Source organism: Telluria sp. ZT3P26 (assembly GCF_059686035.1).
Genome location: NZ_JCASII010000001.1, coordinates 43,255 through 67,320, shown reverse-complemented (window position 1 = coordinate 67,320; position 24,066 = coordinate 43,255). Strand labels below are relative to the sequence as shown.

The 24,066-nt window shown below is 64.9% G+C and carries 20 protein-coding genes and 1 tRNA gene; 3 read left to right on the top strand and 18 right to left on the bottom strand.

Annotation, left to right across the window (positions count from 1 at the left end; all coding sequences use genetic code 11):
- The first annotated feature begins 11 nt into the window (after positions 1-11).
- Positions 12-1,127 carry a succinylglutamate desuccinylase/aspartoacylase family protein gene (locus AC56LN_RS00325; protein ID WP_499569346.1) on the top strand — a complete coding sequence of 372 codons (1,116 nt, stop codon included), beginning with the start codon at positions 12-14 and terminating at the stop codon, positions 1,125-1,127.
- Here AC56LN_RS00325 and AC56LN_RS00320 read toward each other — a convergent pair.
- Positions 1,099-1,782 (bottom strand): DUF6064 family protein, encoded by a 684-nt coding sequence (locus AC56LN_RS00320; protein WP_499569345.1) that lies wholly within the window; start codon positions 1,780-1,782, stop codon positions 1,099-1,101. The genes AC56LN_RS00325 and AC56LN_RS00320 overlap by 29 nt on opposite strands.
- On the bottom strand, positions 1,779-2,708 hold the full coding sequence (locus AC56LN_RS00315; RefSeq protein WP_499569344.1) for an aldo/keto reductase: 930 nt from the start codon (positions 2,706-2,708) through the stop codon (positions 1,779-1,781). Before AC56LN_RS00315 ends, AC56LN_RS00320 begins: the two co-directional genes overlap by 4 nt.
- Positions 2,709-2,864: 156 nt before the next feature.
- Here AC56LN_RS00315 and AC56LN_RS00310 point away from each other — a divergent pair, with 156 nt between their 5' ends.
- Both AC56LN_RS00310 and AC56LN_RS00305 read left to right on the top strand, forming a co-directional pair.
- A complete protein-coding gene (locus AC56LN_RS00310) occupies positions 2,865-3,158 on the top strand; it encodes a BrnT family toxin (RefSeq protein ID WP_499569343.1) in 294 nt (97 codons plus the stop codon).
- Positions 3,118-3,420, top strand: coding sequence for a BrnA antitoxin family protein (locus AC56LN_RS00305; RefSeq protein WP_499569342.1), 303 nt, complete (start codon positions 3,118-3,120; stop codon positions 3,418-3,420). The genes AC56LN_RS00310 and AC56LN_RS00305 overlap by 41 nt, the downstream gene beginning before the upstream one ends.
- Before the next feature lie 133 nt (positions 3,421-3,553).
- Here AC56LN_RS00305 and AC56LN_RS00300 read toward each other — a convergent pair.
- The 16 genes from AC56LN_RS00300 to dapB all read right to left on the bottom strand — a co-directional run bounded on the left by AC56LN_RS00300 (position 3,554) and on the right by dapB (position 24,061).
- Positions 3,554-3,627 (bottom strand) — tRNA-Gly (locus tag AC56LN_RS00300).
- A 93-nt stretch (positions 3,628-3,720) separates the two neighbouring features.
- Positions 3,721-4,749, bottom strand: coding sequence for a TraB/GumN family protein (locus tag AC56LN_RS00295; RefSeq protein ID WP_499569341.1), 1,029 nt, complete (start codon positions 4,747-4,749; stop codon positions 3,721-3,723).
- Between the two features lie 169 nt (positions 4,750-4,918).
- On the bottom strand, positions 4,919-6,454 hold the full coding sequence (locus AC56LN_RS00290) for a UdgX family uracil-DNA binding protein (RefSeq protein ID WP_499569340.1): 1,536 nt from the start codon (positions 6,452-6,454) through the stop codon (positions 4,919-4,921).
- Positions 6,451-7,680 carry a putative DNA modification/repair radical SAM protein gene (locus AC56LN_RS00285; RefSeq protein ID WP_332533217.1) on the bottom strand — a complete coding sequence of 410 codons (1,230 nt, stop codon included), beginning with the start codon at positions 7,678-7,680 and terminating at the stop codon, positions 6,451-6,453. Before AC56LN_RS00285 ends, AC56LN_RS00290 begins: the two co-directional genes overlap by 4 nt.
- Positions 7,681-7,787: 107 nt before the next feature.
- Positions 7,788-9,338, bottom strand: a complete 1,551-nt coding sequence (locus AC56LN_RS00280) for an SEL1-like repeat protein (RefSeq protein WP_499569339.1) — start codon at positions 9,336-9,338, stop codon at positions 7,788-7,790.
- Between the two features lie 6 nt (positions 9,339-9,344).
- On the bottom strand, positions 9,345-11,567 hold the full coding sequence (locus AC56LN_RS00275; RefSeq protein ID WP_499569337.1) for a putative bifunctional diguanylate cyclase/phosphodiesterase: 2,223 nt from the start codon (positions 11,565-11,567) through the stop codon (positions 9,345-9,347).
- An 8-nt stretch (positions 11,568-11,575) separates the two neighbouring features.
- Positions 11,576-13,747: an HDOD domain-containing protein gene (locus AC56LN_RS00270; protein WP_499569336.1), complete on the bottom strand. Its 2,172-nt coding sequence runs from the start codon at positions 13,745-13,747 to the stop codon at positions 11,576-11,578.
- Between the two features lie 288 nt (positions 13,748-14,035).
- Positions 14,036-15,319: a multidrug effflux MFS transporter gene (locus AC56LN_RS00265; protein ID WP_499569335.1), complete on the bottom strand. Its 1,284-nt coding sequence runs from the start codon at positions 15,317-15,319 to the stop codon at positions 14,036-14,038.
- Positions 15,320-15,332: 13 nt separating this feature from the next.
- Positions 15,333-16,535 carry a THUMP domain-containing class I SAM-dependent RNA methyltransferase gene (locus AC56LN_RS00260; protein WP_482896451.1) on the bottom strand — a complete coding sequence of 401 codons (1,203 nt, stop codon included), beginning with the start codon at positions 16,533-16,535 and terminating at the stop codon, positions 15,333-15,335.
- A 241-nt stretch (positions 16,536-16,776) separates the two neighbouring features.
- Positions 16,777-17,190 (bottom strand): CopD family protein, encoded by a 414-nt coding sequence (locus AC56LN_RS00255; protein WP_499569333.1) that lies wholly within the window; start codon positions 17,188-17,190, stop codon positions 16,777-16,779.
- Between the two features lie 25 nt (positions 17,191-17,215).
- Positions 17,216-18,481 (bottom strand): glutamate-5-semialdehyde dehydrogenase, encoded by a 1,266-nt coding sequence (locus AC56LN_RS00250; RefSeq protein ID WP_499569332.1) that lies wholly within the window; start codon positions 18,479-18,481, stop codon positions 17,216-17,218.
- Between the two features lie 82 nt (positions 18,482-18,563).
- A complete protein-coding gene (gene holA, locus AC56LN_RS00245; RefSeq protein ID WP_499569331.1) occupies positions 18,564-19,577 on the bottom strand; it encodes a DNA polymerase III subunit delta in 1,014 nt (337 codons plus the stop codon).
- A gap of 3 nt (positions 19,578-19,580) precedes the next feature.
- Positions 19,581-20,150, bottom strand: a complete 570-nt coding sequence (locus AC56LN_RS00240) for an LPS-assembly lipoprotein LptE (RefSeq protein ID WP_499569330.1) — start codon at positions 20,148-20,150, stop codon at positions 19,581-19,583.
- Positions 20,150-22,792 (bottom strand): leucine--tRNA ligase, encoded by a 2,643-nt coding sequence (gene leuS, locus AC56LN_RS00235; protein WP_499569329.1) that lies wholly within the window; start codon positions 22,790-22,792, stop codon positions 20,150-20,152. Before leuS ends, AC56LN_RS00240 begins: the two co-directional genes overlap by 1 nt.
- A gap of 131 nt (positions 22,793-22,923) precedes the next feature.
- Positions 22,924-23,250 carry a barstar family protein gene (locus AC56LN_RS00230; protein WP_482896457.1) on the bottom strand — a complete coding sequence of 109 codons (327 nt, stop codon included), beginning with the start codon at positions 23,248-23,250 and terminating at the stop codon, positions 22,924-22,926.
- Between the two features lies 1 nt (position 23,251).
- A complete protein-coding gene (gene dapB, locus AC56LN_RS00225; protein ID WP_499569328.1) occupies positions 23,252-24,061 on the bottom strand; it encodes a 4-hydroxy-tetrahydrodipicolinate reductase in 810 nt (269 codons plus the stop codon).
- Positions 24,062-24,066 lie beyond the last annotated feature (5 nt).

Below are 24,066 nucleotides of genomic sequence, written 5' to 3'. Positions count from 1 at the left end.
GAGTCTGTCCCATGCATTCCACGAAACACCCGATCGCCATCGACGAGCATATCGCCGCCGTCAACCTGACCTCGTTCCACTACGGCGCGCCGGGCAGCGGCAAGAAGGTCTATATCCAGGCCTCGCTGCACGCGGACGAGGTGCCGGCGATGCTGGTCGCGCACGTGCTGCGCCAGGAACTCGAGCGCCTCGACGCCGAAGGCCGCATCAAGGGCGAGGTGATCCTGGTACCGGTGGCCAATCCGATCGGGCTGGCGCAGGTGATTCACGGCGCGCCATTTGGCCGCTACGACCTGGCGACCGGCACCAACTTCAATCGCGCCTACCGCCACGTGGCGCAGGATGTGATGGCGGGAGTAGCCGGCCAGCTCGGACAGGACGCCGCCGCCAACGTCGCGCTGATCCGCGAGCATGCACGGCGCTCGGTGGCAAGCTGGGAGCCTGGCAACCCTACCGCCACGCTCAAGAAAACGCTGCTCACGATGGCGATCGACGCCGACATCATGCTCGACCTGCATTGCGACACCGAGGCTGTGCTGCACATGTACGCCGGCACGCCGCTGGTCGAGGCAGTGCTGCCGCTGGCCGCGCTGATGGAAGCGCGCGTGCTGCTGGTGGCGACGGAGTCGGGCGGCGAACCGTTCGATGAAGCCTGCGGGCGCCTGTGGTGGGACCTCGCGCGGCACTATCCCGATGCCGCGATTCCGCCGGCCTGCGTGGCCGTCACCGTTGAATTGCGGGGCGAGAACGACGTCAATTACGACTACGCGCGCAAGGATGCCGACGCGCTGCTGCGCTACCTCGCGTACCAGGGCGTGCTGGATATCCCGGTTGGCGACATGCCCGCCTACGCCTGCGCGCCGACACCGCTCGACGCCGTCGAACCACTGACCGCGCCGCACGCCGGCGTGCTGGTGCTGCGCAAAACGCTGGGGGACCGGGTCGAGGCGGGCGAGCCGATCGCGGACATCGTCAATCCGGTCAGCGGGCAGGTCACGCCGGTGGCGGCGAGCCGGCCTGGTTTGCTGTTTGCGTGCACCGCGCACCGGCATCTGCTGCGGGGGATGCACGTGTGTAAAGTGGCGGGGACGGACTCGTTCAGGATCGGGGATTTGCTGTCGAGTTAAGGTTGCGCGGTGTTTTGCTGCTCACGACTCGGGCAAGTACGGCTGTCAATGCGAGCGCCGGCAGCAGCCATGCATGGCCGATCTTCAGTTCCATCAGTGTCGCGCCGCTGACCAAGCACCAGCTTACCGGGATCAGCCAGAAGATCGCGGGCGCACGCCATGCAAGCAGCACGCCCAGCGTGGCCACGACTGTGGGATCGGGGACGATGCCGAAGACTTCTGCCTGGCGCCATGTGCCGCCATCGCGAGCCAGTGCCAGCAAGGGATAGGCGAAGATGGCCAGGCCAGACAGACCGAGTGCTAGAGGTTGAGGTGCAGGCGCTGCGTTACCTGGCCTGTACGCGAGCCAGCCCATCAGCAACGCCTGCGCTGCGAACGCCGCAGCAAAGTACGGCGCCGCTGTGTTGATTTCGGCATAGCGCTCCAGGTGATACGCCCATGCGACCCAGCCCCAGGCTGCAGCGAGCACCAGCGCCGCTGATCGTTGCAGGTGCTGGCGTGGCCGCGCGATGGCGCTAATCACGACTAAGCCCGCCACCAGCGCCAATAGATGCGCAGGCCAGATGGCGGCGTTGTAGCTCTCGATGAGCCGGTAGTAGCTGCGGCTCGAGAACATCAAAAAATCGGACAGCGAATACGTCCACCACTCGCTCATGCCAGCCTTTCGACATCCTGCGCGATGCGCTTGCGCAGCGCCTCGTCCGGCATGCGACCGGTGCCGGCCAGCAGATTCTCGCGCACGTGCGCAACGCTGGACGTGGCCGGAATCGCGCACGTGACGGCCGGATGCGACACGATGAACTTGAGCAGCGCCTGCGCCCACGTCGTGCAGCCGATATCGGCCGCCCACCCCGGCAATGGCTTGCCGGCCAGCGCCTGCGTCAGGTCGCCCTGGCGGAATGGCCGGTTGACGATCACGCCGATCTTGCGCTCACGCGCCAGCGGCAGGATGCGCTGCTCGACGTCGCGATCGAGCGCGTTGTACGAGATCTGCACGAAGTCGATCGGCTGCGACGCCATGATCTTCTCGATCTCGGCGTGCCGCCGGCCTTCGGACGTGGTGATGCCGACATAGCGCAGCCGCCCTTCCCGTTTCATCGCCAGCAGGATTGGCAAATGCTCCTCCCACGACAGCAGGTTATGCACCTGCAGCAGATCGAAACGCGGGACGCGCCACAGCTTGCGCGACGCCTCGACCTGCGCCACGCCACGCGCACCTTTGCTGACCCAGACCTTGTCGGCCGCAAACAGCCGCGCAGGTTTGAGGGTTTGCACGGCCTCGCCGATCACGTCCTGGGCCGAGCCGTACATGGGCGACGAATCAACCAGTCTGCCGCCACCGGCGAAGAACTGGCGCATCACATCGACCGATTCGCGACGGCCCTGCGGATCGCGGCCGACGTTGAAGGTGATCCAGCTGCCAAGGCCAATGACGGGGAGTTGTTCACCGCTTGAAGGGATCGGACGCGTGAGCAAAGGCGCGGGTTGTGCAGCAGCGAGCAGCGGTGACAGGGCCAGTCCGCCCGAGGCGGCAATCATGGACGCCAGCAGATGACGGCGCGATGGGGAGGTCGGTGGCATGCAGAGCGCTCCTTGCTTGGACGGGTGAAACGCAAGGTTACGTTGACTAACCAGAACGTGGCGCGGGCCAACAGCGAAACCGTACATTATTATTGAATAATTAACGTATATACGAAAATTATTGTGGCTCCCTTACAAGTGATCTAGACTGCTCGTATGGACATCGTCTATGACGCCAAGAAGAACGAAGCCGAGGCAGCCAAGCATGGGATCAGTTTGGCCGAAGCGGCTCTGTTCGAGGAGGACGATGCACTGCTCTGGATCAACGAACGCAACGATTACGGAAAGGTCCGTCAATGTGCGATTGGGTACATCGGCACCCGCCTACACTATCTTGTTTATGTACGACGCGACGATGTCCGTCGCATCATCAGCCTGCGAAAGGCTAATTCGCAAGAGGTGACACGATATGCCCAAGCTGAAACCGGGAACGCTGATTCCAACGGCTGAAGAAGACATCGCCATCACGGCAGCGGCGATGGGTGATCCGGACGCACGCCCGTTTACCGATGAAGAGTGGGCTGACGTCAAGCCGGTACGAGGTCGTGGGTGCCCCGTACAAACAGTCACGAAGACGCCCATCAGTATTCGCCTCGATGTTCGCGTTCTGGATGCCTTCAAGGCGACTGGTGAAGGCTGGCAGACACGGATGAACGATGCGCTGACTGAATGGGCAGATCAACACGGGATGCTGGAACATAGCCCGAACTAGCATCTGCTTCTAGTTATGAATACCGCGATTTGGCGACAGACGACCGACAAAGAACGCAAGGCTCGACATGTCGATTTAGGCGTCAACGAATGAATGTTGTGGAGAGGCGAAACTGAGGACGTTGCTATTTTGCTGGAGCGGGTGAAGGGAATCGAACCCTCGTCGTAAGCTTGGGAAGCTTCTGCTCTACCATTGAGCTACACCCGCGTTGCCAGCATTCTACGCGCGTTTGCGAAGGTTTGACAAATTCTCAAGTGAAGTACGCGCATGCTGCTCGCCAGCCATGCGCGCAGCATCACATCACTCGGGCGACTCGACTTCATACCCCTTCGCCACCAGCGCCGCGATCACGCCTTTCGGATCAAAAATATCGTCCATCGACAACAGCGCAAAGGTCGATGCATTGGCAGCAAGTGCTTTCTCGGCCGATGCGATCCACTTCGCATGCGAGCGCGCCTTCACGTTCTTCCATTCAGGCTCTGTATCGAGCGCGGCGCTGTTCATCAGTGCGCCGAAACATGCCTCCTCGCGTTCGGCGTAGTTCAGCTTGCGCATCTCATCCACGTCACCCTTGGCCCAGGCATTGGCGCGCGCTGTTGCGCCGTCGAGATCCTGCTTCAGTGTGGCCATGGTTGTCCTCAGGCAGGCTGCGTCAGCCAGATTCGACTTCTTGAAGTTCTTGATCAACGCGCGCGCATTGTCCGTCGGTAGTTCAACGTCCGTCGACGTCTGTTTCAGCTCGCTCTTCTTGATCAGGGCGAGCAGCTGCTTGCGCACCGCGTAGCCGTTCACCAGGCCTGCCTCCTTGCGCGCCGCTTCCGTCAACGCCTGCGCGGCAAAGATCGGCCGCTCGCGTTCGACGTCGCTGTTTTCAGGCAGGTAGGTTGCCTTGAGCGTGCTCCACTGCGCGTAGTCTTCCTGCGGCAGAACATCACGCAGCTGCGCGCCATCCGGATTCTTGCGCACGCCGATCAGGCTTGGCAGCAGCGTGATCGTTTTGAAAAAGCCCGGCTTGGCTGTGGCACCGGGCGGCGCCAGGTACTCCTGCGAATGCCTGATGACGTTTTCCACCTGCTGCGAGCGCCACGTCATGTTCTTCGGCAGCGGCGCATAGGTGCCGAACACCCACAGCACATGGTCACCCTTCTTCACCTTCCACATGCCCGGGCCGGGGCGCTGGGCGACGACGTGGATCTGCTCAGGCGCAGGTTCGACCGCGTCCGTGGTAACGACAGCGGCAGGCTGGGCATCGGCCCCGTCAAGGGACTGCGCGCATCCGGGAGAAGCCAGCAACGACAAGCACAGTGCGGGAACGACGAGTGGGCGCATGAAGATATCCTGTTGTGAAAGTGGCCAGAAGCGTGCGCCGATTATGAGGCGGCCATCGCGCCGATCACAAGGACTTTCGAATGCATATGCAAGGCGCAGTGTGCGGATAAGGATGGCCTGGGACGGGTCTCCGCCAGCCTCCGCACGCGTCACGATGTCCCGATGTGGATCAGTTCTCGCCCGGCCGCTCAAGCAGCGACTGCGCCACCCGCAAGCCCTCGACCATCACGGCAAACGCTTCGTGCTTGGTCGCCTCGTCCGGCACGCGCAGCACGTATGACGGGTGATAGATCGTCACCACCCACGCGTCGCCATGGCGCACCGGTTGGCCGAGACTGTCCCTGAGCGTCACGTTCCCCTTCTGCAGCACTGATTTCAGCGCAGTAGCGCCCATCGCCACGATCACCTTCGGCTTGCGGGTGGCGATTTCTTTCTCGAGCCAGTAGTGGCAGGCCTCGATCTCTTTCTGCGCCGGCGTCTTGTGCAGGCGTCGCTTGCCGCGCGGCTCCCACTTGAAATGCTTGACGGCGTTGGTGATGTAGACACCCTTGCGGTCCACCTCTGCCTGGGCGAACACGCGGTCGAGCAGTTGCCCGGCCGGGCCGATGAACGGCTGGCCGGACAAATCCTCCTGGTCGCCAGGCTGCTCGCCGACGAGCATGATCTGCGCGTGGTCCGGCCCGATCCCGCCGACGGCCTGCGTCGCGTGCTGCCACAGTTCGCAGCGTCGGCATTCGTCGAGCTTCGATGGCTGTTCGCGGTCGGGCTGCGCTTTCTCGGCCGCGATCGGGATCGTCGTGCCCCGGCGCTGGCCCACCTCGGCGACCTGGCCGATGCGGCGCGCGCCCAGGCCGGCCTGGCTGACCAATGACGGCACCAGCGCGCCCTCGGGCAGGTTCTTCCAGAACCTCGACGGGATATGGCTTTGCATGACCTTCGTGTTCAGGCGCGCGGGATTGAAGATGCTGCGGTAGTAGGTCAGCCACAAGGCCTCGCCGTCGTCTTCGAGGTCGGCGGGGCCGGACATCAATGGCCCCGCATCGTGCAGCGTGGCGCCGTCCCACAACACGCTGGCCTCGGGCGTGGCGATCATCCAGGTCATCTTGCCCATGCGGGCAACAAAATGTTCGGCCACCTGCGGCAGCACGTCGTGCGCGGGTTCGAACCAGGCGACAAACTGCGGCGGCCCTGCCTCGACCGGCCGTTCCCGAAAGCGGATATAGGCAAACATGTCGTGCACCTCGCGCCGCACCGCCTTGACCATCGACGCCAGCCGCGCGCCATCGGGGTCGGCGGGCGACTGCACATCGTGCTCGCCCTGCTGCCAGCGCCAGACCACGCGGTACAGGAAGGCCCAGCGGTCGTGGTCGCGGCAGCAGGCGGCCGTTTGCAGCATCTCCATCAGGGAGCGCGGGACTTGCGGCCTGGGCGTGGCTTGCGCCACCCGTTCGGCAGGCGGCGCAGCCAGCAGGTCACCGGTCGGCTGCACCGTCTCCAGGGCCGATGCAGGCGCTGCCGGCGCGCTCGAGAACAAATCGGCGCCAGGCTCGCCCCAGGTCACTGCCTCGGGCGGCACGCCGGCGCGCAGCAGGGCGCGGGCCGTGGCGCGCCACTCGACGAACGAAGCCACGAGCAGCGGCTGCCCCGCGCGGACCGCGGCGACGGCCTCGCTGGCGACGACGGCTGCGGTGGCCGCGGGGATCATGCTGCCTGCAGCTCCGGCCACAGGTTCATCTGCTGCGGCGCGTCGGCCATGTGCTTGCGCAGCAGGTCGGAACTGGTCGCGCCCTGCGCCGGCTTGTAGTCGGCGGTAACGACGAACGGCGCCAGTTTTTTCAGGCTGCAGCGCAGCCGCGACAGGTCTTCCCAGCGGATGCGGCGAATGCGGCGCAGGTCGGCGATGCGCTTGGCGTTGCGCAGACCGATGCCGGGGATGCGCGCGATGAGCGTCGCATCGACGCGGTTCAGGTCCATCGGAAACTGGTCGCGGTTCGACAGCGCCCAGGCCAGCTTGGGATCGATGTCCAGCGCCAGGTTACCCGTCTGCGGCATGATCTCGCCGGCCGTGAAGCCGTAACTGCGCAGCAGGAAATCGGCCTGGTACAGGCGGTGCTCGCGCAGCAGCGGCGGTGGCGCGAGCGGCACGCTCTTGGGGCTTTGCGGGATGGGGCTGAACGCGGAGTAGTACACGCGCTTGAGTTTGTAGCTGCCGTACAGCGTCTCGGCGGTGTTGAGGATCGTGTGGTCGTCGCTCGCGTCAGCGCCGACGATCATCTGCGTGCTCTGGCCGGCCGGCGCGAAGGCGGGCGACCTTGGCTCTTCGGCTTTTTCATCGAGCTTGCGCCGGATGGAGCCCATCGCCAGCTTGATCGTGTGGACGCTCTTTTCGGGGGCGAGCTTGGTCACGCTGTCGTGCGTGGGCAGCTCGATGTTGACCGACAGGCGATCGGCCCAGCGCCCCGCTTCGGTGATCAGGAGCGGGTCGGCATCGGGAATCGTCTTGAGGTGGATGTAGCCGCGGAAGTTGTGCACCTCGCGCAGGGTGCGCGCCACGGCCACCAGTTGCTCCATCGTGTAGTCGGCCGACTGGATGATGCCGGAACTGAGGAACAGGCCGTCGATGTAATTGCGCAGGTAAAAATCCTGCGTCAGCTTGACCACTTCGTCGACCGCAAAGCGCGCGCGCGGCACGTTGGACGTACGGCGGTTGATGCAGTACTGGCAGTCGTAGATGCAGAAGTTGGTAAGCAGGATCTTGAGCAGCGAGACGCAGCGGCCGTCTGGCGTATAGCTGTGGCAGATGCCCATGCCGGTGGTGGCGCCCAGGCCGTCCTTGCCCTCGGAGCCGCGTTTGGGCGCACCGCTGCTGGCGCAGGATGCGTCGTACTTGGCCGCATCGGCCAGGATTTCGAGCTTGTCGTTGAGTTCCATCGGACGCCCGTGGCTGTATGGGCATACAGTATAGCGTGGCGTGTCATGACAGAGGGTGCGCCGGCGCACCCGTGCGCGGGTGGTGCCGGGTCAAAGCCGGGACGGTTTCAAGCCTGCAGCAGGCTTTCCGCCAGCGACAACTGCTGTGCATCCATCCGGCGCGCGGTGCGCGCCAGATAGTCGCGCGCGGGCCGGATCCCGGCGCCACCCGCACGATGCAACCACGCATACGCTTCGACCAGATCGCGGGGCGCGCCCTGCCCCGCCGCATACATCACGCCCAGGTTGAATTGCGCGCGCGCGTGGCCCTGGCGCGCCGCGCACAGGTACCAGAAATGGGCGGCTTCGTAATCGCGTTCGGCGCCCTTGCCGCAGTCGTAGCGCAGCCCCAGTTCGAACTGCGCCAGTGCGTGCTTCTGGTCGGCCGCCTTGTGCAGCCAGTCGGTGGCTTCGGCCGGGTCGCCCAGGTCGTGCCGGTCGAGCAGCGTGGCCACCATGTACTGCGCGGCCGCGTAACCTTGCGCCGCGGCGCGCCGGTACCACCCGAGTGCCTGCACGCAGTCCTGCGCCGCGCCGATGCCGTTTTCGTGGCGCAGGCCCAGGTCGAACTGCGCGCGCAGGTGGCCCTGCTCGGCCGCCTTGCGGTACCAGGCCGTGGCCTCGACCGCATCCCGTTCAACGCCGTTGCCCGTGTCGAGGAGCTGTCCGAGGTGGTACTGCGCCACCGGCAAGCCCTGCTCGGCCGCGCGCCGGTACCAGATGGCCGCCTGCACCGCATCCTGCACCACGCCCTGGCCGTGCTCGTGGCGCATGCCCAGGCTGTCCTGCGCGCCGGCATGGCCCTGCTGCGCGGCGCGCCGGTACCAGGTGGCGGCCAGTGCATCGTCCTGCGGCACGCCGTGGCCGGTGTCGTACATCAGCGCCAGGTTGAACTGCGAACTGGCATGGCCCTGGATACCGGCGCGGCCGTACCACAGCATCGCCTGTTCGCCGTCCGCTTCCACGTCCTGGCCCTTGTCGTAGCGCAGCCCCAGATTGAACTGGGCCGGCGCATAGCCCTGCAGCGCGGCCTTGCGCAGCCAGTCCAGTGCCTGCGCCGGGTCGCGCGCCACGCCCTGGCCGCTGTCGTAGCGCAGGCCCAGGCTGTACTGCGAACGGGCATAGCCCTGGATGGCCGCGCGCCGGTACCAGTCCAGCGCCGCATCCTGGTCCTGCGCCACGCCCTTGCCGGTGTCGTACATCATCCCGAGATTGTGCTGGGCGCCCGGCTCGCCCTGCTCGGCGGCCTGGCGGAACCAGTGCAGCGCGCGGCCCACGTCCTGCGCCACGCCCTGCCCTTTGGCGTACAGCCAGCCCAGGTTGTACTGGGCCAGCGCGTAGCCCTGGCTGGCGGCGCGCTCGTACCAGTGGGCAGCCAGCGTGAAATCCTGCGTCACGCCCTGCCCCTTCTGCAGCATCACGCCGAGGTTGTACTGGGCCTGCGCCAGGTTGGCCGTGGCCGCGAGCCGGTACCAGCTCACTGCCAGTTCATCGCTTTGCGCCACGCCCTGGCCATTCACGTACATGAAGCCCAGACTGTGCTGGGCCTCGGCCTCGCCACGTTCGGCCTGGCTTTTCACACGCAGGAATTCGGCGCTGTACAACGGCGTGTCGGGCATGACCACTCAGGCCAGCACGGCGCGCAGGTTCGAGCCGGGCCGGGAGCGCAGCGCCACCATGAAGTCGCCCAGTGAAATCGGGCGGTAGAACAGGTAGCCCTGCATCGTCATGCAGCCGTTGGCGCGCAGGTAGCGCGCCTGTTCCTCGGTCTCGACGCCTTCGGCGATCAGGTTCAGGCCCAGGCCGCGCGCGATCGAGATGATCGCCAGGATGACCGGATAGTGACCGTCCTCCTCGTGGATCTCCTTGACGAACGACTGGTCGATCTTGATCGTATGGATCGGGAAGCGGTGCAGGTACGACAGCGACGAGTAGCCGGTGCCGAAGTCGTCGATCGCGATCGACACGCCCAGCTCGCACAGTTTGTTGAGCTGCTCGATCGCATACTGCGGGTTGCGGATGCAGATGTTCTCAGTGATCTCGACTTCGATCTGCTGCGGCGAGATCGCGTAGCGCGCGAGCGCCCCGCGCATCTTCTCGAAGAAGTCGCCGCGGTCGAGGTATTGCGGCGACAGGTTCAGCGAGAGCCGGATGTCGCTGCCGCCGACGGCGTTCCAGCGCAGCATGTCGCGGCACAGCGCGCCGATCATCCAGTCCGAGATCGGCAGCATCAGGCCGTTTTCTTCGGCGAACGGCAGGAATTCGCCGGCCGACAGACGCCCGCGCGTCGGGTGGTTCCAGCGCATCAGCGCTTCGGCGCCCGTGATGTTGCCGGTCATGGCGTCGATCTGCGGCTGGTAGAACATCTCCAGCTCGTCGTGCTCGAGCGCGCGGCGCAGCGACTGTTCCAGCGCGATCTTCTGGTGCGACACTTCGAGCATCGAGTCGTGATAGAAGCTGTGGCCGTTCTTGCCCAGCGCTTTCACCTGGTACATCGCGATGTCGGCGTGGCGCAGCAGTTCGTCGATCGATTCACCGTCCTTCGGATAGATCGCGATGCCGATCGAGGCCGAGATGTGCACTTCGTGGCCATCGAGGTCGAACGGCATCTGCAGGCAGGCGAGGAATTTGTCGGCGACCATGCGCGCGTCGTCGTGGCTGACCAATTCGGGCAGCACGATCGTGAATTCGTCGCCGCCCTGGCGCGCCAGCGTGTCGCCCTTGCGCAGGCATTCCTTCAGCCGGCTGGCCGCCTGCTGCAGCAGTTCGTCGCCCTTGACGTGGCCGAGCGTGTCGTTCACGAGCTTGAAGCGATCGAGGTCGATGAACATCACCGCGAGTTCGGTCTGCTTGCGCTTGGCCTGGATCACGGCCAGTCCCAGGCGGTCCTTGAACAGGATGCGGTTCGGCAGGTCGGTCAGGATGTCGTGGTAGGCCTGGTAGGCGATGACTTCTTCGGCGCGTTTGCGGTCGGTGATGTCGCGCGCCACGCCATAGGTGCCGAAGAACTCGAGCTTTTTCACTTCCTGGTCCGGCACGTGCATGCCGATCGCGTTGAGCGAGATCGTCATCAGCGTCGTATTGAAGGTGCGGTCGCTGCTGCTGTTGCCGTTTCCGCCCCGGCACTTCAGGCGCAGTTCGACGTTGCGCGACGCGCGTTCGTCGATGCGGCGCTCGTTGAACACGTAGCGCGCGCGCTCCAGGTCTTCTTCGTGCACGACGATCGAGTAATGCTTGCCAATCAGCTCTTCGCGCGTGTAGCCGAGCAGCTGGTAGGCGCGGTCGTTGACGAACGTGAAGCGCCCTTCGTGGTTGAGCGTGTAGATGATGTCCGGCGACGAGTCGACCAGGTAGCGGTACATCTTCTCGGAATTCTCGAGCTGGTTCGCGATGCGCGCGTTTTCCAGCGCCAGGCGCCGGCGTCCCAGCGCATTGCTGACGGTCGAAAGCAGCTCTTCACGGCTGTACGGCTTGCGCAGGTAGCTGTAGGCACCGCGCTTGAGCGCGCCGATCGCGGCGTCGATGCCCACCTCGCCGCTCATCACGATGACGTCGGCGTCGATGCCCCTGTCGTTGATGAAGTCCATGATCTCGTGGCCGCCGATATCGGGCAGGCGCAGGTCGAGCAGGACCAGGTCGAAGCGCTGGCGCGACAGTTCTGCCAGCGCCTCGGTGCCGGATGACGCGGTCGTGAGGCGGTAGCCGCGCCCCTGCAGCAATTCGTACAGCGACGACAGCAGACGGGGTTCATCGTCAACCAGCAACAGGCGTGGCTGGCTGTCGGCGTCGAGCGTCGGCGAAAATGGGGAAGGTTCACCAGGGAGCATGGAGGCTGGGTGCGCGTTCATGGTGAGGGTCAGGCGGAACCGAGCGCGCGCGCCGGCAGCGCAAGCGCATTGCCGACGCCGGTGTACGCCGGCAGGAGAATTTCAAACGAGGTACCGGAACTGGCACTGCGGCAGGCGATATGGCCGCCCATCTTCTTGACCAGGCCATGGACGATCGACAGGCCCAGGCCGCGCTTGCCGCCATCGAGCGCGCCTTCCTTGCTGCTCTTGACCGGCATGAACAGGTTGGCCAGCACCTCGCGCGACAGGCCGGGGCCATTGTCGTTCACGCCCAGCTCGAGGTACAGATGGCGCTCGCGGTTGACGTGGCCTCGGTTGACGACCTCGATCCGGCCGCCGTCCTTCTGCTGCGGCCCGAAGGCTTCGACCGCATTCTTGACCAGGTTGACCAGGATCTGCTTGAGCACATCGGGGTCGCCCTCGATCGCGCTGTCGCCGTCCATGTGTGCCACGATCTGCACGCCGCCCGGCACGAAGCCGCTGGTGCGGAACAGGCGCAGCACGTCGTCGACGACGCGGGCAGCGTCGACCGGCCGCGGACCGGTCTCCGGCGCATGCGGTTCGGCCAGGGAACCGATCAGCTGGCCCACGCGGTCGATCTCTTCGTTCAGGATCGACAGCTCGCCGCCCACCGGTTCCTGGCGCGCCAGCTTGCCGTCCAGGATGCTCAGGTAATTCTTGATGATTGCCAGCGGGTTGTTCACCTCGTGTACCACGCGGCGCGAGGCGTCGCGGAATTCCTCGGCCACGTTGGCCAGCTGGCGGCGCGCGTGGCCGCGTTCGAGCAGCAGGTTCTCGAGGGCGCTGGCGGCCTGCGCGCCGAAGGCCTGCATGAACCGCTCGCGGCGCTGGCAATGCGGCAGCTGCCAGGCCGGCACGCCGCCGACCAGCACGCCCAGGCAGCGCGCACCGGCCACCAGCGGCACCACCACCAGGCTGTCGGTGCCGAGGATGCGCAGCAGCTGTTCTTCGGCCAGGCCAAGCTGCTGGCGTTCACCGCCCACGAACGCGGGACGGCGCTCCAGTGCACTGCGCGCCACCGGGCCGCCCTTGGCCAGCGACACCGAGAAATCGGCGATGCGCGCCACGCCCGGCGCCGGGGCGCCCGACAACAGGTGGCCGGTCGCGTTCTCGAGCAGCACGACGGCGCTCTCGAAATCGAACAGGATGCGGGCCGTGCGCGTCATCGCGTCGAGCAGGCCCGACTCGCCCTGCTGGCGCGCCAGGGTCTGGCCGACTTCGGACACCAGCACCATATTGCGCACTTCTTCGTTCAGGCGCTTTTGCACCGGGTCGACTGCGGGCGGCGGCGCGTAGGCGGATGGCTGCGGCAGGTCGTCGGCGCCGGCCAGGTCGATGCCCAGGTGCGCGGCGGCCTGCTCGACCTGGCGCGCGGCGCCCTCGATCAGCTGCACCGCGCGCGCGATGTCGATGCCGCACAGCGCGCACGCGTCGGGCACCATCGTCTCGTCATCTGCATGACAGGTCAGCACGTGCGCCAGGCGCACGATGCGGATCAGGAGGTGGCTGCCTTCGAGGCGGTCGCCCGGTTCGTGGTGATACAGCACCGCGTCGGCCAGGAACGAATCGAGCTGCCAGCGTTCGATCAGCCAGGCGCCCGCTTCGGCGTGGGTGATCTGGAGCGTGCGCTGCTCGACCGCGCACAGGTCTTCGTCATCGATCGCGGTGAAGTTGAACGCGTATTCTTTGGGCGCGGCGGCCAGCAGCGCCAGGCGGCCGACATTGTGCAACAGGCCGGCCAGGTAGGCTTCTTCGGGATGGACGTAGTCGAGCAGGCGCGCCGCATCGCGCGCGATCACGGCTGCCGTCAGGGAGTTTTTCCAGAACGCGCGCAGATCGATGCTGCCGGCATGCGGGAAGCTGTTGAAGGTCTGGAAGACCGAATCGCTGATCACCAGCGTCTTGATCATGTCGGTGCCAAGGGCCACCAGCGATTGTTCGAGGTTGGCGCTGCGCGTGCTGCGGTGGTAGGCCGAGCTGTTGGCGACGGCCAGCAGCTTGGCGGTCATGCCGGCATCCTTCGCAATCAGCGCGGCGAGTTCCGGCATGCCGAGATCATCGGCCTGCAGATGCTCGATCAGCTTGACCAGGATCTGCGGCATGGCCGGCAGCCGGGCGATCAGCAAGCGATTGCGAATATCCTGATCGGATAGGAGCATATTATCAAGCACGGCCGCCACTTGTCGAAGGGTTCTGGTAGGTGGCGATCGTGCCCGAACAGGCATGCCACGTCGCCCTGCACTTCAGTGCATGGAACAGGCGAGAGGTTTGCCCACTGCTCCAGGTGATAAAAACGTATCGTAACATATATACATTTCTGATCAGGAACAATAGTTACGGGAATACTCGTTGCAAGGCGCCGCCTCCGGGTGTAAACACAGACGCCCTCCCAAACTTGTTGCAACGATACGACTATTTCCGCGATTCATGCTCCACCGGATGCGTCATCAGGCCGTGGGTTGGCCCCGGGCGCGCAGTTTGCGGCGATGGCGCCGCGCCGTATCCCAGCACGCCAGCGACAGCAGCACGAAGAACGCCTGGCCGAGCGCCAGCGCCAGCACCGAATGCGACAGCGCCGGTGCCACGGCGCCGGCCACGATCGCGCCCAGCAGCGTCAGCAGGAACGACTGGCATGACGCCACCGTGCCGCGAATGCGCGGGAACAGGTCGAGCGCCAGCAGCGTCGCGCCGGGCGCGATCAGCGAACTGCCAAAGGTAAAGAAGAACATCGGCGCCACGGACCACGGCAGGGCCGGCGGAAAGAACGCGTGGTAGACCACATTGAACGTTACGGCGCCCAGCATGAAGAAAAAGCCCATGCGGATCTGGCGCGCGAAATCCATCTTGCCGGCCAGCCGGTTCGCCACGAGCGAACCAAAGAAGATGCCGCTCACGGTCGGCACGAACAGCCACGCGAATTCGGACGGGCCCAGGCCCAGGCTTTCGGGCAGCATGACGGGCGCCGCGGCGATGTACAAAAACAGGCCGGCGAAATTCAGCGCCGTCACGCCGGCCATCGTCAGAAACAGGAACGAGCTGAAGATGGCGCCGTAGCTCTGCGCCAGGAAACGCGGATTGAACGGCTGGCGCTCGGTCGGCGGCACCGTCTCGGGCAGGTGCTTCCAGCAGAACCAGAACAGCAGCACCGTGTAGACCGACAGTGCCAGGAAAATCGCGCGCCAGTCGAGCAGCGTGACGATCCAGCCGCCCACCACCGGCGCGATGGCCGGAGCGATCGAGAAGATCATCGTGACCATCGACAGCAGGCGCGCCGCCGCCGTATCGGAATACAGGTCGCGGATGATCGCGCGCCCCACCACCACGCCGGCACCGGCCGACACGCCCTGCAGCACCCGAAACACCCACAGGTATTCGACCGAGGACGCCGAGGCGCAGCCAAAGCTGCCGATCGCGAACACCACCAGCGCCACCAGGATCACGTTGCGGCGCCCAAACGCATCGGACAGCGCGCCATGCCACAGCACCATGCCGGCAAAGGCCAGCATGTAGGCAGTGAGGGTCTGCTGGACCTGCAGCGGCGTGGCGGCAAGCTGGGCCTGGATCTGCGGGAAAGCCGGCAGGTAGGCATCGATCGAGAATGGCCCCAGCATCGACAGTGCTGCCAGCAGCGTTGCCAGCCCGCCTGCCGAGAGCATCGCGATCTTGTGGGGCGGCGGCGCCGGCACGGGGGTGACGGGGTCCTTGGGAAGATCGGATGGTTCTGGCAGCATCGGGCGGTCCGGGTCAGTCCTGCTTTGGTTTGGCTTCCTCGCGGCGGTTGAAGCCCGCCACCATGTCGAAACGGAACAGGCGGCATTCGAGCGCGCCGTTGAAGAACGGGGTCTTGCGCGACTCTTTCAGGCGCAGCATCTTCGGCAGGCCCAGGTCGGCCGTGAACAGATAGGCGGTCCAGCCGGCAAAGCGCTGCTTGAGCGTCGTCGAGAACGCGGCATAGAAGCCGGCCGCCATGTCGTCCTGCGGCACGGTGCTGTCACCGCGCACGCCGATCCGCTCGCCGTACGGCGGGTTGGTGAGCAGGATGCCCGGCGCGGTCGTCGGCGCCGACACGTGCTGCGCTTCGATCTGCTTGAGCGGCACGTCGAACAGGATGCCGGCGATCTTCAGGTTATGGCGCGTCATTTCGACCATGTCGCCCGAGATGTCCGAGCCGAAGATGGTCGGCTCCTGCGGCAGCACGTTCGGCTTGACTGCGGCTTTCATCGCGGCCCAGGCCTGGCGGTCGTGGTCGGCGAATTTTTCGAAGGCGAAGCTGCGCCGTGCGCCGGATGGAATCCCTTGCAGCATCTGGGCGGCTTCGACCAGGATCGTGCCCGAACCGCACATCGGGTCGAACAGCGGCACGCCGGGCTTCCAGCCCGACACGCGCAGCAGGCCTGCAGCCAGGTTCTCGCGCAGCGGCGCGTCGCCCGTTTCTTCACGCCAGCCGCGCTTGAACAGCGCTTCGCCCGAGGTGTCGAGGTAGACGATGAAATTGCGGGCGTCGAGGAAGCCGACGATGCGCATGTCGGGTTCGCGCGTGTTGACCGACGGGCGCTTGTCATACTGGTCGCGGAAGCGGTCGCAGATGGCGTCCTTGATCTTGAGCGTGGTGAATTCGAGGCTGCGCAGCGGCGACTTGACGGCCGTGACGTCGACGCGGATCGTGTGATCGGGGCCGAACCAGTCTTCCCAGGTCTGCTCGAGCACCAGGTCGTAGATGTCGTTTTCGGTGGTGTAGCTGCGCTGGGCCATGCGCATCAGCACACGCGACGCAATGCGCGAATGCAGGTTGAGCAGCCAGGCGTCCTGCATCGTGCCCGAGCAGTGCACGCCGCCCGGTACCTGGTTGTGCACTTTCAGCGTGGTGCTTTGTGCGGCGATTTCGCCGATTTCTTCGGCCAGTGCCGCTTCCATGCCGCGTGGGCATGGGCAAAAATAGGAAGCCATGAGGGGTACCCTTTGTCCGTTGATGATTCTGTAGAGATAACGCGTCAGCCTTGAAGCTGGATGACCGTGAATTATTTAAACCGCAAACTTCAAAATCGTCATTCCCGCGTAGGCGGGAATCCAAGTCATTAGCGCAGCCACAAGAGCATGCTTTTGGCTATGCAGGCACCTTGGATTCCCGCCTTCGCGGGAATGACGTTTGTCGGGCGCGGGCCGATGCAAGACCCGCATCCTGCCCTGCTTAGAAAGGCTTGACCGTCACCAGAATGACAATCGCCAGCATCAGCACCACTGGCACTTCATTGAACCAGCGATACCATTTGTGGCTGCGCGTATTGACGCCGCGTTCGAATTTCCTGAGGATGCCGCCGCACATGTGATGGTAGCCGATCGTCAGGAACACGAGCAGCAGCTTGGCATGCAGCCAGCCGCCCTGGATGCCGTACCCCATCCACAGCCACGCGCCCAGCAGCACCGCCGGCACCGACAGGATCATCGAGAAGCGGTACAGCCGGCGCGCCATGCCAAGCAGGCGGTCACGCGCCGCCGGGTTGGTTTCCTCGGCCAGGTTGACGAACAGGCGCGGCAAATAGAACAGGCCGGCGAACCAGGACGCAATGAAGACGATGTGCAGTGCTTTGATCCAGAGGTACATGCTTTCCTTGTGGTGAAGGTTGAATTCAGTTGCGGACTTCGCCGTGCCCGAACACGACATACTTGAGCGACGTGAGGCCTTCCAGGCCCACCGGCCCGCGCGCATGCAGCTTGTCGTTCGAGATGCCGATCTCGGCGCCCAGGCCGTATTCGAAACCATCGGCAAAGCGCGTCGATGCATTGATCATCACCGATGCCGAGTCGACTTCGCGCAGGAAGCGCATCGCGCCGCTGTGGTCTTCGGTCACGATCGATTCGGTGTGCTTCGACGAATACGCATCGATGTGGTCCATCGCTTCGTCGATTCCCGCCACCACCTTCACGGCCAGGATCGGGGCCAGGTATTCGGTCGACCAGTCTTCTTGCGTTGCCGCGACCAGATGCGGATAACCGGCCAGGATCGCGAACGCTTCCGGATCGGCGCGCAGCTCGACGTCTTTGGTGGCATACAGTTCGGCCAGGCGTGGCAGCACGGTCGGCGCGATGCCGCGCGCGACCAGCAGCGTTTCCATCGTGTTGCAGGTGCCGTAGCGGTGGCACTTGGCGTTGAACGCAATGGCCAGCGCCTTGTCGATATCGGCCTTGTCGTCGATGTAGACGTGGCAGATGCCATCGAGGTGCTTGATCATCGGGACCGTGGCCTCGGCCATCAGGCGCGCGATCAACCCCTTGCCGCCGCGCGGGACGATCACGTCCACGTACTGCGGCATCGTGATCAGCGCGCCGACGGCGGCGCGGTCGACCGTGTCGACCACGTGCACCGCCGCCTGCGGCAGCCCGGCACCAGCCAGGCCTTCGGCCACCAGCCTGGCCAGCGCGCGGTTGCAGTGGATGGCTTCCGAGCCGCCGCGCAGGATCGCCGCATTGCCGCTCTTGATGCACAGGCCGGCCGCATCGACCGTCACGTTCGGGCGCGCCTCGTAGATGATGCCGATCACGCCCAGCGGCACGCGCATCTGGCCGACCTGGATGCCGCTCGGGCGCACCTTCATGTTCGAGATTTCGCCAACCGGGTCGGGCAAGGTGGCGATCTGGCGCAGGCCGGCGACCATCGTCGCAATCGCCGCGTCGGACAATGCGAGGCGATCCATCAGTGCCGGGGCCAGGCCTGCCGCCTGGGCGGCCGCCATGTCCTGCGCGTTGGCGGCGCGCAGCGCATCGGCATCGCGCTCGATGGCGTCGGCGATCAGGTGCAGGGCGCGGTTGCGGGTGGCGGTGTCGGCGCGTGCCATGGCGCGCGCGGCGACCCGGGCTTGCTGGCCCAGCGTGTGCATGTGTGCGGTGATGTCCATCGAGTTTCCCATTGCATTAACCTGGCGCGCGCACGGCGGCGATGTCCAGCGGCGGCCAACAAGGCATTTACTGCGGAGGGCCTTACCGCGCCACCCGCAACGCCAGCTGCAACACCGCATCCCACGCGTCGCCCGCGAATTTTTTGGCGCGCAAGCCCTTGACCATGCGGTCGACCTGCGCTGCCTCTTGCAGCGCCGCTTCGAGCGTCGCGAGCGACACGCGGCGCAGCGCCGGTTCCATCATCCGCTCGCGCGGCCCCCAGATCCGGTATTCCTTGAGCAGGGCATTCAACGGCCGGCCCTGCCCCATCCCGCTCTTCAATTTTAGCAGCGTGCGGATTTCTTCGGCCACCGCCCACAGGACCAGCGGCAGCGCTTCGCCCTCGCCCTTCAAACCCTCGAGCATGCGCACCAGGCGCGCGGTGTCGCCGGTCAGCATGGCCTCGGACAGCTTGAACACGTCGTAGCGCGCCACGTTCAGCACCGCGTCGTGCACCTGCTCGAACGTCAGTTTGCCCGGCTCGTGCAGCAGGCCAAGCTTTTGAATCTCCTGGTGCGCCGCCAGCAGATTGCCTTCGACGCGGTCGGCGATGAAGTCCAGGCTTTGGCGCTCGGCGCTCTGGCCCTGCGCTGCCAGACGGTTGCCGATCCAGGCCGGCAACTGCGCGCGCTCGATGTTCGGGATATCGATGTAGACGGCCGCCTGCTGCAGCGCCGTCACCCACGACGCCTTGGCCGTCTGCCAGTCCAGCTTGGGCAGCGTGATCAGCGTCAGGTTGTCGGGGCTGAGGTCTTTCGCATACGCCTGCAGTGCGGCGCTGCCATCCTTGCCCGGTTTGCCGGTCGGTATGCGCAGCTCGATCAGCTTCTTGTCGCCGAACAGCGACAGCGCCTGGTTCGCGGCCAGCAGCTCGCCCCATTTGAAGGTGCGCTCCACGCTCAGCACATCGCGCTCGGTATAGCCTTGCGCGCGCGCCGCCTTGCGGATGCGGTCAGCCGCTTCCAGCGCCAGCAGATGCTCGTCGCTGGCGATCACGTACAACTGCGCCAGGTTCTTGGCCAGGTGGCCGTCGAGCGCTTCGAGCCGCAGTTGCATCGCTTACGGCGTCGGCAAGGCGGCAGCCGGCGTCGCTGGCGCCACCACGGGCCCCAGCGGCTTGATCGCCACCAGGCGGCGCAGGATCTGCTGCACCAGGTCGGACTGCATGTCGCGGTACAGCAGCGCTTCTTCGGATTCCTTGGCCAGCACCTGCGATTCATCGAACGCGATATTGCGGCGCAGGGTGATCTCGGTCGGCGCCAGCAACTGGCGGTTGTTGGCGTCGCGCACCTGGAACACCAGCGTGTAGCTCAGCGAGTATTCACGCACGCGGCCCAGGCTGTTGAGCGACAGGATCGACTTGCCACGCGACTCGCTGATCACATCGAACAACGCTTCGGCCTTGGACGCATCGGCTTCGATGCGCACGTTGTCGCCCGCGCGCAGATTGCGCTTGAGCTCCGTGCCCAGCGGCGAGGCTTCGTTGAACGACAGCCAGATGCTCTGGAACGGCACGTTGTACTGGCCGTCGCTGCCGCGCAGCTTGAAGCCGCAGCCCGCCAGCATCGCCACCAGCAGGACAGCACCGAGGGCGCGTACGAAGTAATTGTTGTTCGACTGGTTCATCATCAGACCACGATATTGACAAGTTTGCCCGGCACGACGATGACCTTCTTCGGCGTGCCTTCGATGAACTTCTGCACCGCTTCGCTGGCCAGCGCAGCCGCTTCGATGGTCGCCTTGTCGGCATCCTTTGCGACCTTGACCGAACCACGCAGCTTGCCGTTCACCTGGATCATCATGTCGATCTCGGACTGTTCGAGCGCCTGTGGATCGACTTCCGGCCATGGGGCATTGAGCAGGTCGCCATGGACACCGGCGAAGCCAAGTTCCTGCCACAGCGCGTGCGTGATGTGCGGCGCGACCGGGTTCAGCAAACGCAGGAAGATCGAGAAGCCTTCGGCGATGATCGCGTTGGACGCTGCGCTGTCATCGAGCTTGCCCGATTCGAGCGTGTTGAGCATCTTCATGCACGCCGAGACCACCGTGTTGTACTGGATGCGCTTCAGGTCATAATCGGCCTGCTGCAGGATCTTGTGTACTTCGCGGCGCAGCGTTTTCTGTGCGTCGGTGTGGGTGCCCTGCACTTCACCGGCCAGTGCCGCAGCGATGCGTTCGCGCTGCGCATAGCCGAAGGCCCATACGCGGCGCAGGAAGCGGCTGGCGCCTTCGACGCCGCTGTTCGACCACTCGAGCGTCTGCTCCGGTGGCGACGCGAACATCGTAAACAGACGCGCGGTATCGGCGCCGTACTGCTCGATCTGCGCTTGCGGATCAATGCCGTTGTTTTTGGACTTCGACATCTTTTCGGTGCCGCCGATTTCCACCGGCTGGCCGTCGGCCTTCAGCACGGCGCTTTGCGGACGGCCCTTGTCGTCGAAGGTCAGCTCGACATCGGCCGGGTTGAACCAGGTCTTCTTGCCGGAGGTTTCTTCGCGATAGTAGGTCTCGTTGAGCACCATGCCCTGCGTGAGCAGGTTCACGAACGGCTCGTCGAACTTGACCAGGCCGAAGTCGCGCATCACCTTGGTCCAGAAGCGCGCGTACAGCAGGTGCATGACGGCGTGTTCGATGCCGCCGATGTACTGGTCCATCGGCATCCAGTAATCGTTGCGCTCGTCGACCATCGCGTTGCTGGAACCCGGCGACGTATAGCGCATGTAGTACCACGACGAATCGATGAACGTGTCCATCGTGTCGGTCTCGCGGCGCGCAGGCTTGCCGCAGGTCGGGCAGTCGCACTTGAGGAATGCTTCGTCCTTGTTCAGCGGATTGCCGGTGCCGTCCGGGACCAGGTGCTCGGGCAGCACGACCGGCAGGTCGGCTTCGGGTACCGGCACGATGCCGCACTCGGCGCAGTGGATCATCGGGATCGGCGTGCCCCAGTAGCGCTGGCGCGAGATACCCCAGTCGCGCAGGCGGAACGTGACCTTCTTGGCGCCCAGGTCCTGGCTCGCCAGTTCACCCGAGACCGCGTTGACGGCCGAGGTGTAATCGAGGCCGTCGTACTTGCCCGAGTTGATCGTGCGGCCGTTGTCCTTGTCGCCGTACCACTCCTGCCACGCGTCGAGCGAGAATTCCTGGCCTTCGACGGCCACGACCTGCTTGATCGGCAGGTTGTATTTCTTGGCGAAGCCGAAATCGCGTTCGTCATGTGCCGGCACGCCCATCACGGCGCCATCGCCGTAGGTGATCAGGACGTAGTTGCCGACCCAGACCGGGATCTGCTCGCCGGTCACGGGATGGGTAACGAACAGGCCGGTCGGCATGCCCTTCTTTTCCATCGTCGCCATGTCGGCTTCGATGACGGAACCGAGCTTGCATTCGGCGATGAATTGCTGCAGCGCCGGGTTGTTCTTTGCCGCGTGCTGGGCCAGCGCGTGCTCCGGCGCCACGGCGCAGAAGGTCACGCCCATGATCGTGTCGGCGCGCGTGGTGAACACGTACAGCTTGCCGTCGTCGATCGGCGCGCCGGTGTCATCCTGGATTGTGTGCGGGAACGCGAAGCGCACACCCGTCGACTTGCCGATCCAGTTGGCCTGCATCGTGCGCACGCGCTCGGGCCAGCCTGGCAGCTTGTTGTCGACATGGTCGAGCAGTTCGTCGGCGTATTCGGTAATGCGCACGTAGTACATCGGGATTTCGCGCTTCTCAATGAGCGCGCCCGAACGCCAGCCGCGGCCGTCGACGACCTGCTCGTTGGCCAGCACGGTCTGGTCGACCGGGTCCCAGTTCACGGTGCCCGTCTTCTGGTAGATGATGCCCTTTTCGAGCATCTTGAGGAACATCCACTGGTTCCACTTGTAGTAGTCCGGCTTGCAGGCGGTCATCTCGCGCGACCAGTCGATCGCCAGGCCCATCGACTCCATCTGGCCACGCATGTGGGCGATGTTCGAATAGGTCCATTCGGCCGGCGGCACGTTGTTGGCCATGGCCGCGTTTTCGGCCGGCATGCCGAATGCATCCCAGCCCATCGGCATCAGGACGTTGTAGCCGTTCATCCGCAGGTAGCGGTACATCACGTCATTGATCGTATAGTTGCGCACGTGGCCCATGTGCAGCTTGCCCGATGGGTAAGGCAGCATCGAGCAGGCGTAATACTTGCCCTTGGGGAAACGCGGATCGTGTTCGACGGCTTTATAGGCGTCGATCGATTTCCAGTAGGCCTGGGCGGCCTGTTCGACTTCGGCTGGACTATATTTTTCTTGCATGATTTCTGCAGACGTAATGTGGGAGATGGAACCGGTCATTATAACCTGTTGATTTTGCACTACGGCGTGGCGTGGTGCAGGCAGGGATGGTGCAATGAGACAGCGCCCGCTGAACGCTGCCCCGGACAATTTCAGCGCAGCACGAGTTTCAGTGCCGGCGTTTCGCCATAATCTTCATACCGCTCGTTGATGCCGCCGATACAGAAGGCCAGCTCATCGAACAGATCCGGCGTGGCCGCCTTCATGGCCGCAGCGTCGACGATGACGATCTCGAGCACGTCGTCCGGCGCCAGCTGGAAGCGGGTCATGTTTTCGTCGTCGCGCAGGTAGCTCAGGCAATCCACCCAGGCGTCGATGCTGTTCGCGTACGACGCCGGGAAACCGAAGGCGGCCCGGCTTTGCGCATGAAACGACGCCTCGTCGACGATCGCGGCGCCGTTCAGTTGTGCAACGGCCATATCAGGCTTTCAGGCCCAGCACGTCCTGCATGTCGTACAGGCCGTGGGATTTGTCTGCCAGGAAGCGCGCGGCGCGCAGCGCGCCGTGGGCGTAGGTCACGCGGCTGCTGGATTTGTGGCTGATCTCGATGCGCTCGCCCGTGCCCAGGAACATGACGGTATGGTCGCCCACGACGTCGCCGCCGCGCACGGTGGCAAAGCCGATCGTCGACGGGTCGCGCTCACCGGTGACGCCTTCGCGCCCGTACACGGCGCATTCCTTGAGATCGCGGCCAATAGCGTCGGCAATGACTTCGCCCATCTTGAGCGCGGTGCCCGACGGTGCATCGACCTTGTGGCGGTGGTGTGCTTCGACGATTTCGATGTCGTAGCCTTCAGCAAAACTTTTTGCCGCCATTTCGAGCAGCTTGAGCGTGACGTTCACGCCCACGCTCATGTTCGGTGCGACCACCAGGCCGACCTTCTCGGCGGCGGCGGCGATCTCGGCCTTGCCGGCGTCATCGAAACCGGTGGTGCCGATCACCATCTGCTTGCCGTTGGCGGCGCAGTACGCGAGGTGCGCCAGCGTGCCTTCAGGGCGGGTGAAGTCGATCAGCACGTCGGCGTTGTGCAGGCCGTGCCTGATGCTGTCTTCGATCATCACGCCCGTGAGGAAGCCACCGAACGCGCCGGCATCCTGGCCGATGAACGGCGAACCGGGCATGTCGAGCGCGCCGGCCAGGCGGGCGTCGGGTGCGTACTGGATGGCTTCGATCAGCATGCGACCCATGCGGCCGCTGGCGCCGGCTACGGCGATATTCAACATCGTCATGGCAG

Excerpts from the sequence above, each read along its gene's own strand:
- AC56LN_RS00315 (WP_499569344.1), bottom strand. The coding sequence starts at position 2,708 with ATGCCACCGACCTCCCCATCGCGCCGTCATCTGCTGGCGTCCATGATT.
- AC56LN_RS00305 (WP_499569342.1), top strand. The coding sequence starts at position 3,118 with ATGCCCAAGCTGAAACCGGGAACGCTGATTCCAACGGCTGAAGAAGAC.
- AC56LN_RS00280 (WP_499569339.1), bottom strand. The coding sequence starts at position 9,338 with ATGCCCGACACGCCGTTGTACAGCGCCGAATTCCTGCGTGTGAAAAGC.
- AC56LN_RS00255 (WP_499569333.1), bottom strand. The coding sequence starts at position 17,190 with ATGTACCTCTGGATCAAAGCACTGCACATCGTCTTCATTGCGTCCTGG.
- AC56LN_RS00310 (WP_499569343.1), top strand. The coding sequence starts at position 2,865 with ATGGACATCGTCTATGACGCCAAGAAGAACGAAGCCGAGGCAGCCAAG.
- AC56LN_RS00265 (WP_499569335.1), bottom strand. The coding sequence starts at position 15,319 with ATGCTGCCAGAACCATCCGATCTTCCCAAGGACCCCGTCACCCCCGTG.
- leuS (WP_499569329.1), bottom strand. The coding sequence starts at position 22,792 with ATGCAAGAAAAATATAGTCCAGCCGAAGTCGAACAGGCCGCCCAGGCC.
- AC56LN_RS00325 (WP_499569346.1), top strand. The coding sequence starts at position 12 with ATGCATTCCACGAAACACCCGATCGCCATCGACGAGCATATCGCCGCC.
- holA (WP_499569331.1), bottom strand. The coding sequence starts at position 19,577 with ATGCAACTGCGGCTCGAAGCGCTCGACGGCCACCTGGCCAAGAACCTG.
- AC56LN_RS00290 (WP_499569340.1), bottom strand. The coding sequence starts at position 6,454 with ATGATCCCCGCGGCCACCGCAGCCGTCGTCGCCAGCGAGGCCGTCGCC.
- AC56LN_RS00295 (WP_499569341.1), bottom strand. The coding sequence starts at position 4,749 with ATGCGCCCACTCGTCGTTCCCGCACTGTGCTTGTCGTTGCTGGCTTCT.
- AC56LN_RS00260 (WP_482896451.1), bottom strand. The coding sequence starts at position 16,535 with ATGGCTTCCTATTTTTGCCCATGCCCACGCGGCATGGAAGCGGCACTG.
- AC56LN_RS00250 (WP_499569332.1), bottom strand. The coding sequence starts at position 18,481 with ATGGACATCACCGCACACATGCACACGCTGGGCCAGCAAGCCCGGGTC.
- AC56LN_RS00320 (WP_499569345.1), bottom strand. The coding sequence starts at position 1,782 with ATGAGCGAGTGGTGGACGTATTCGCTGTCCGATTTTTTGATGTTCTCG.
- AC56LN_RS00240 (WP_499569330.1), bottom strand. The coding sequence starts at position 20,150 with ATGATGAACCAGTCGAACAACAATTACTTCGTACGCGCCCTCGGTGCT.
- AC56LN_RS00230 (WP_482896457.1), bottom strand. The coding sequence starts at position 23,250 with ATGGCCGTTGCACAACTGAACGGCGCCGCGATCGTCGACGAGGCGTCG.
- AC56LN_RS00285 (WP_332533217.1), bottom strand. The coding sequence starts at position 7,680 with ATGGAACTCAACGACAAGCTCGAAATCCTGGCCGATGCGGCCAAGTAC.
- AC56LN_RS00275 (WP_499569337.1), bottom strand. The coding sequence starts at position 11,567 with ATGAACGCGCACCCAGCCTCCATGCTCCCTGGTGAACCTTCCCCATTT.
- AC56LN_RS00270 (WP_499569336.1), bottom strand. The coding sequence starts at position 13,747 with ATGCTCCTATCCGATCAGGATATTCGCAATCGCTTGCTGATCGCCCGG.
- dapB (WP_499569328.1), bottom strand. The coding sequence starts at position 24,061 with ATGACGATGTTGAATATCGCCGTAGCCGGCGCCAGCGGCCGCATGGGT.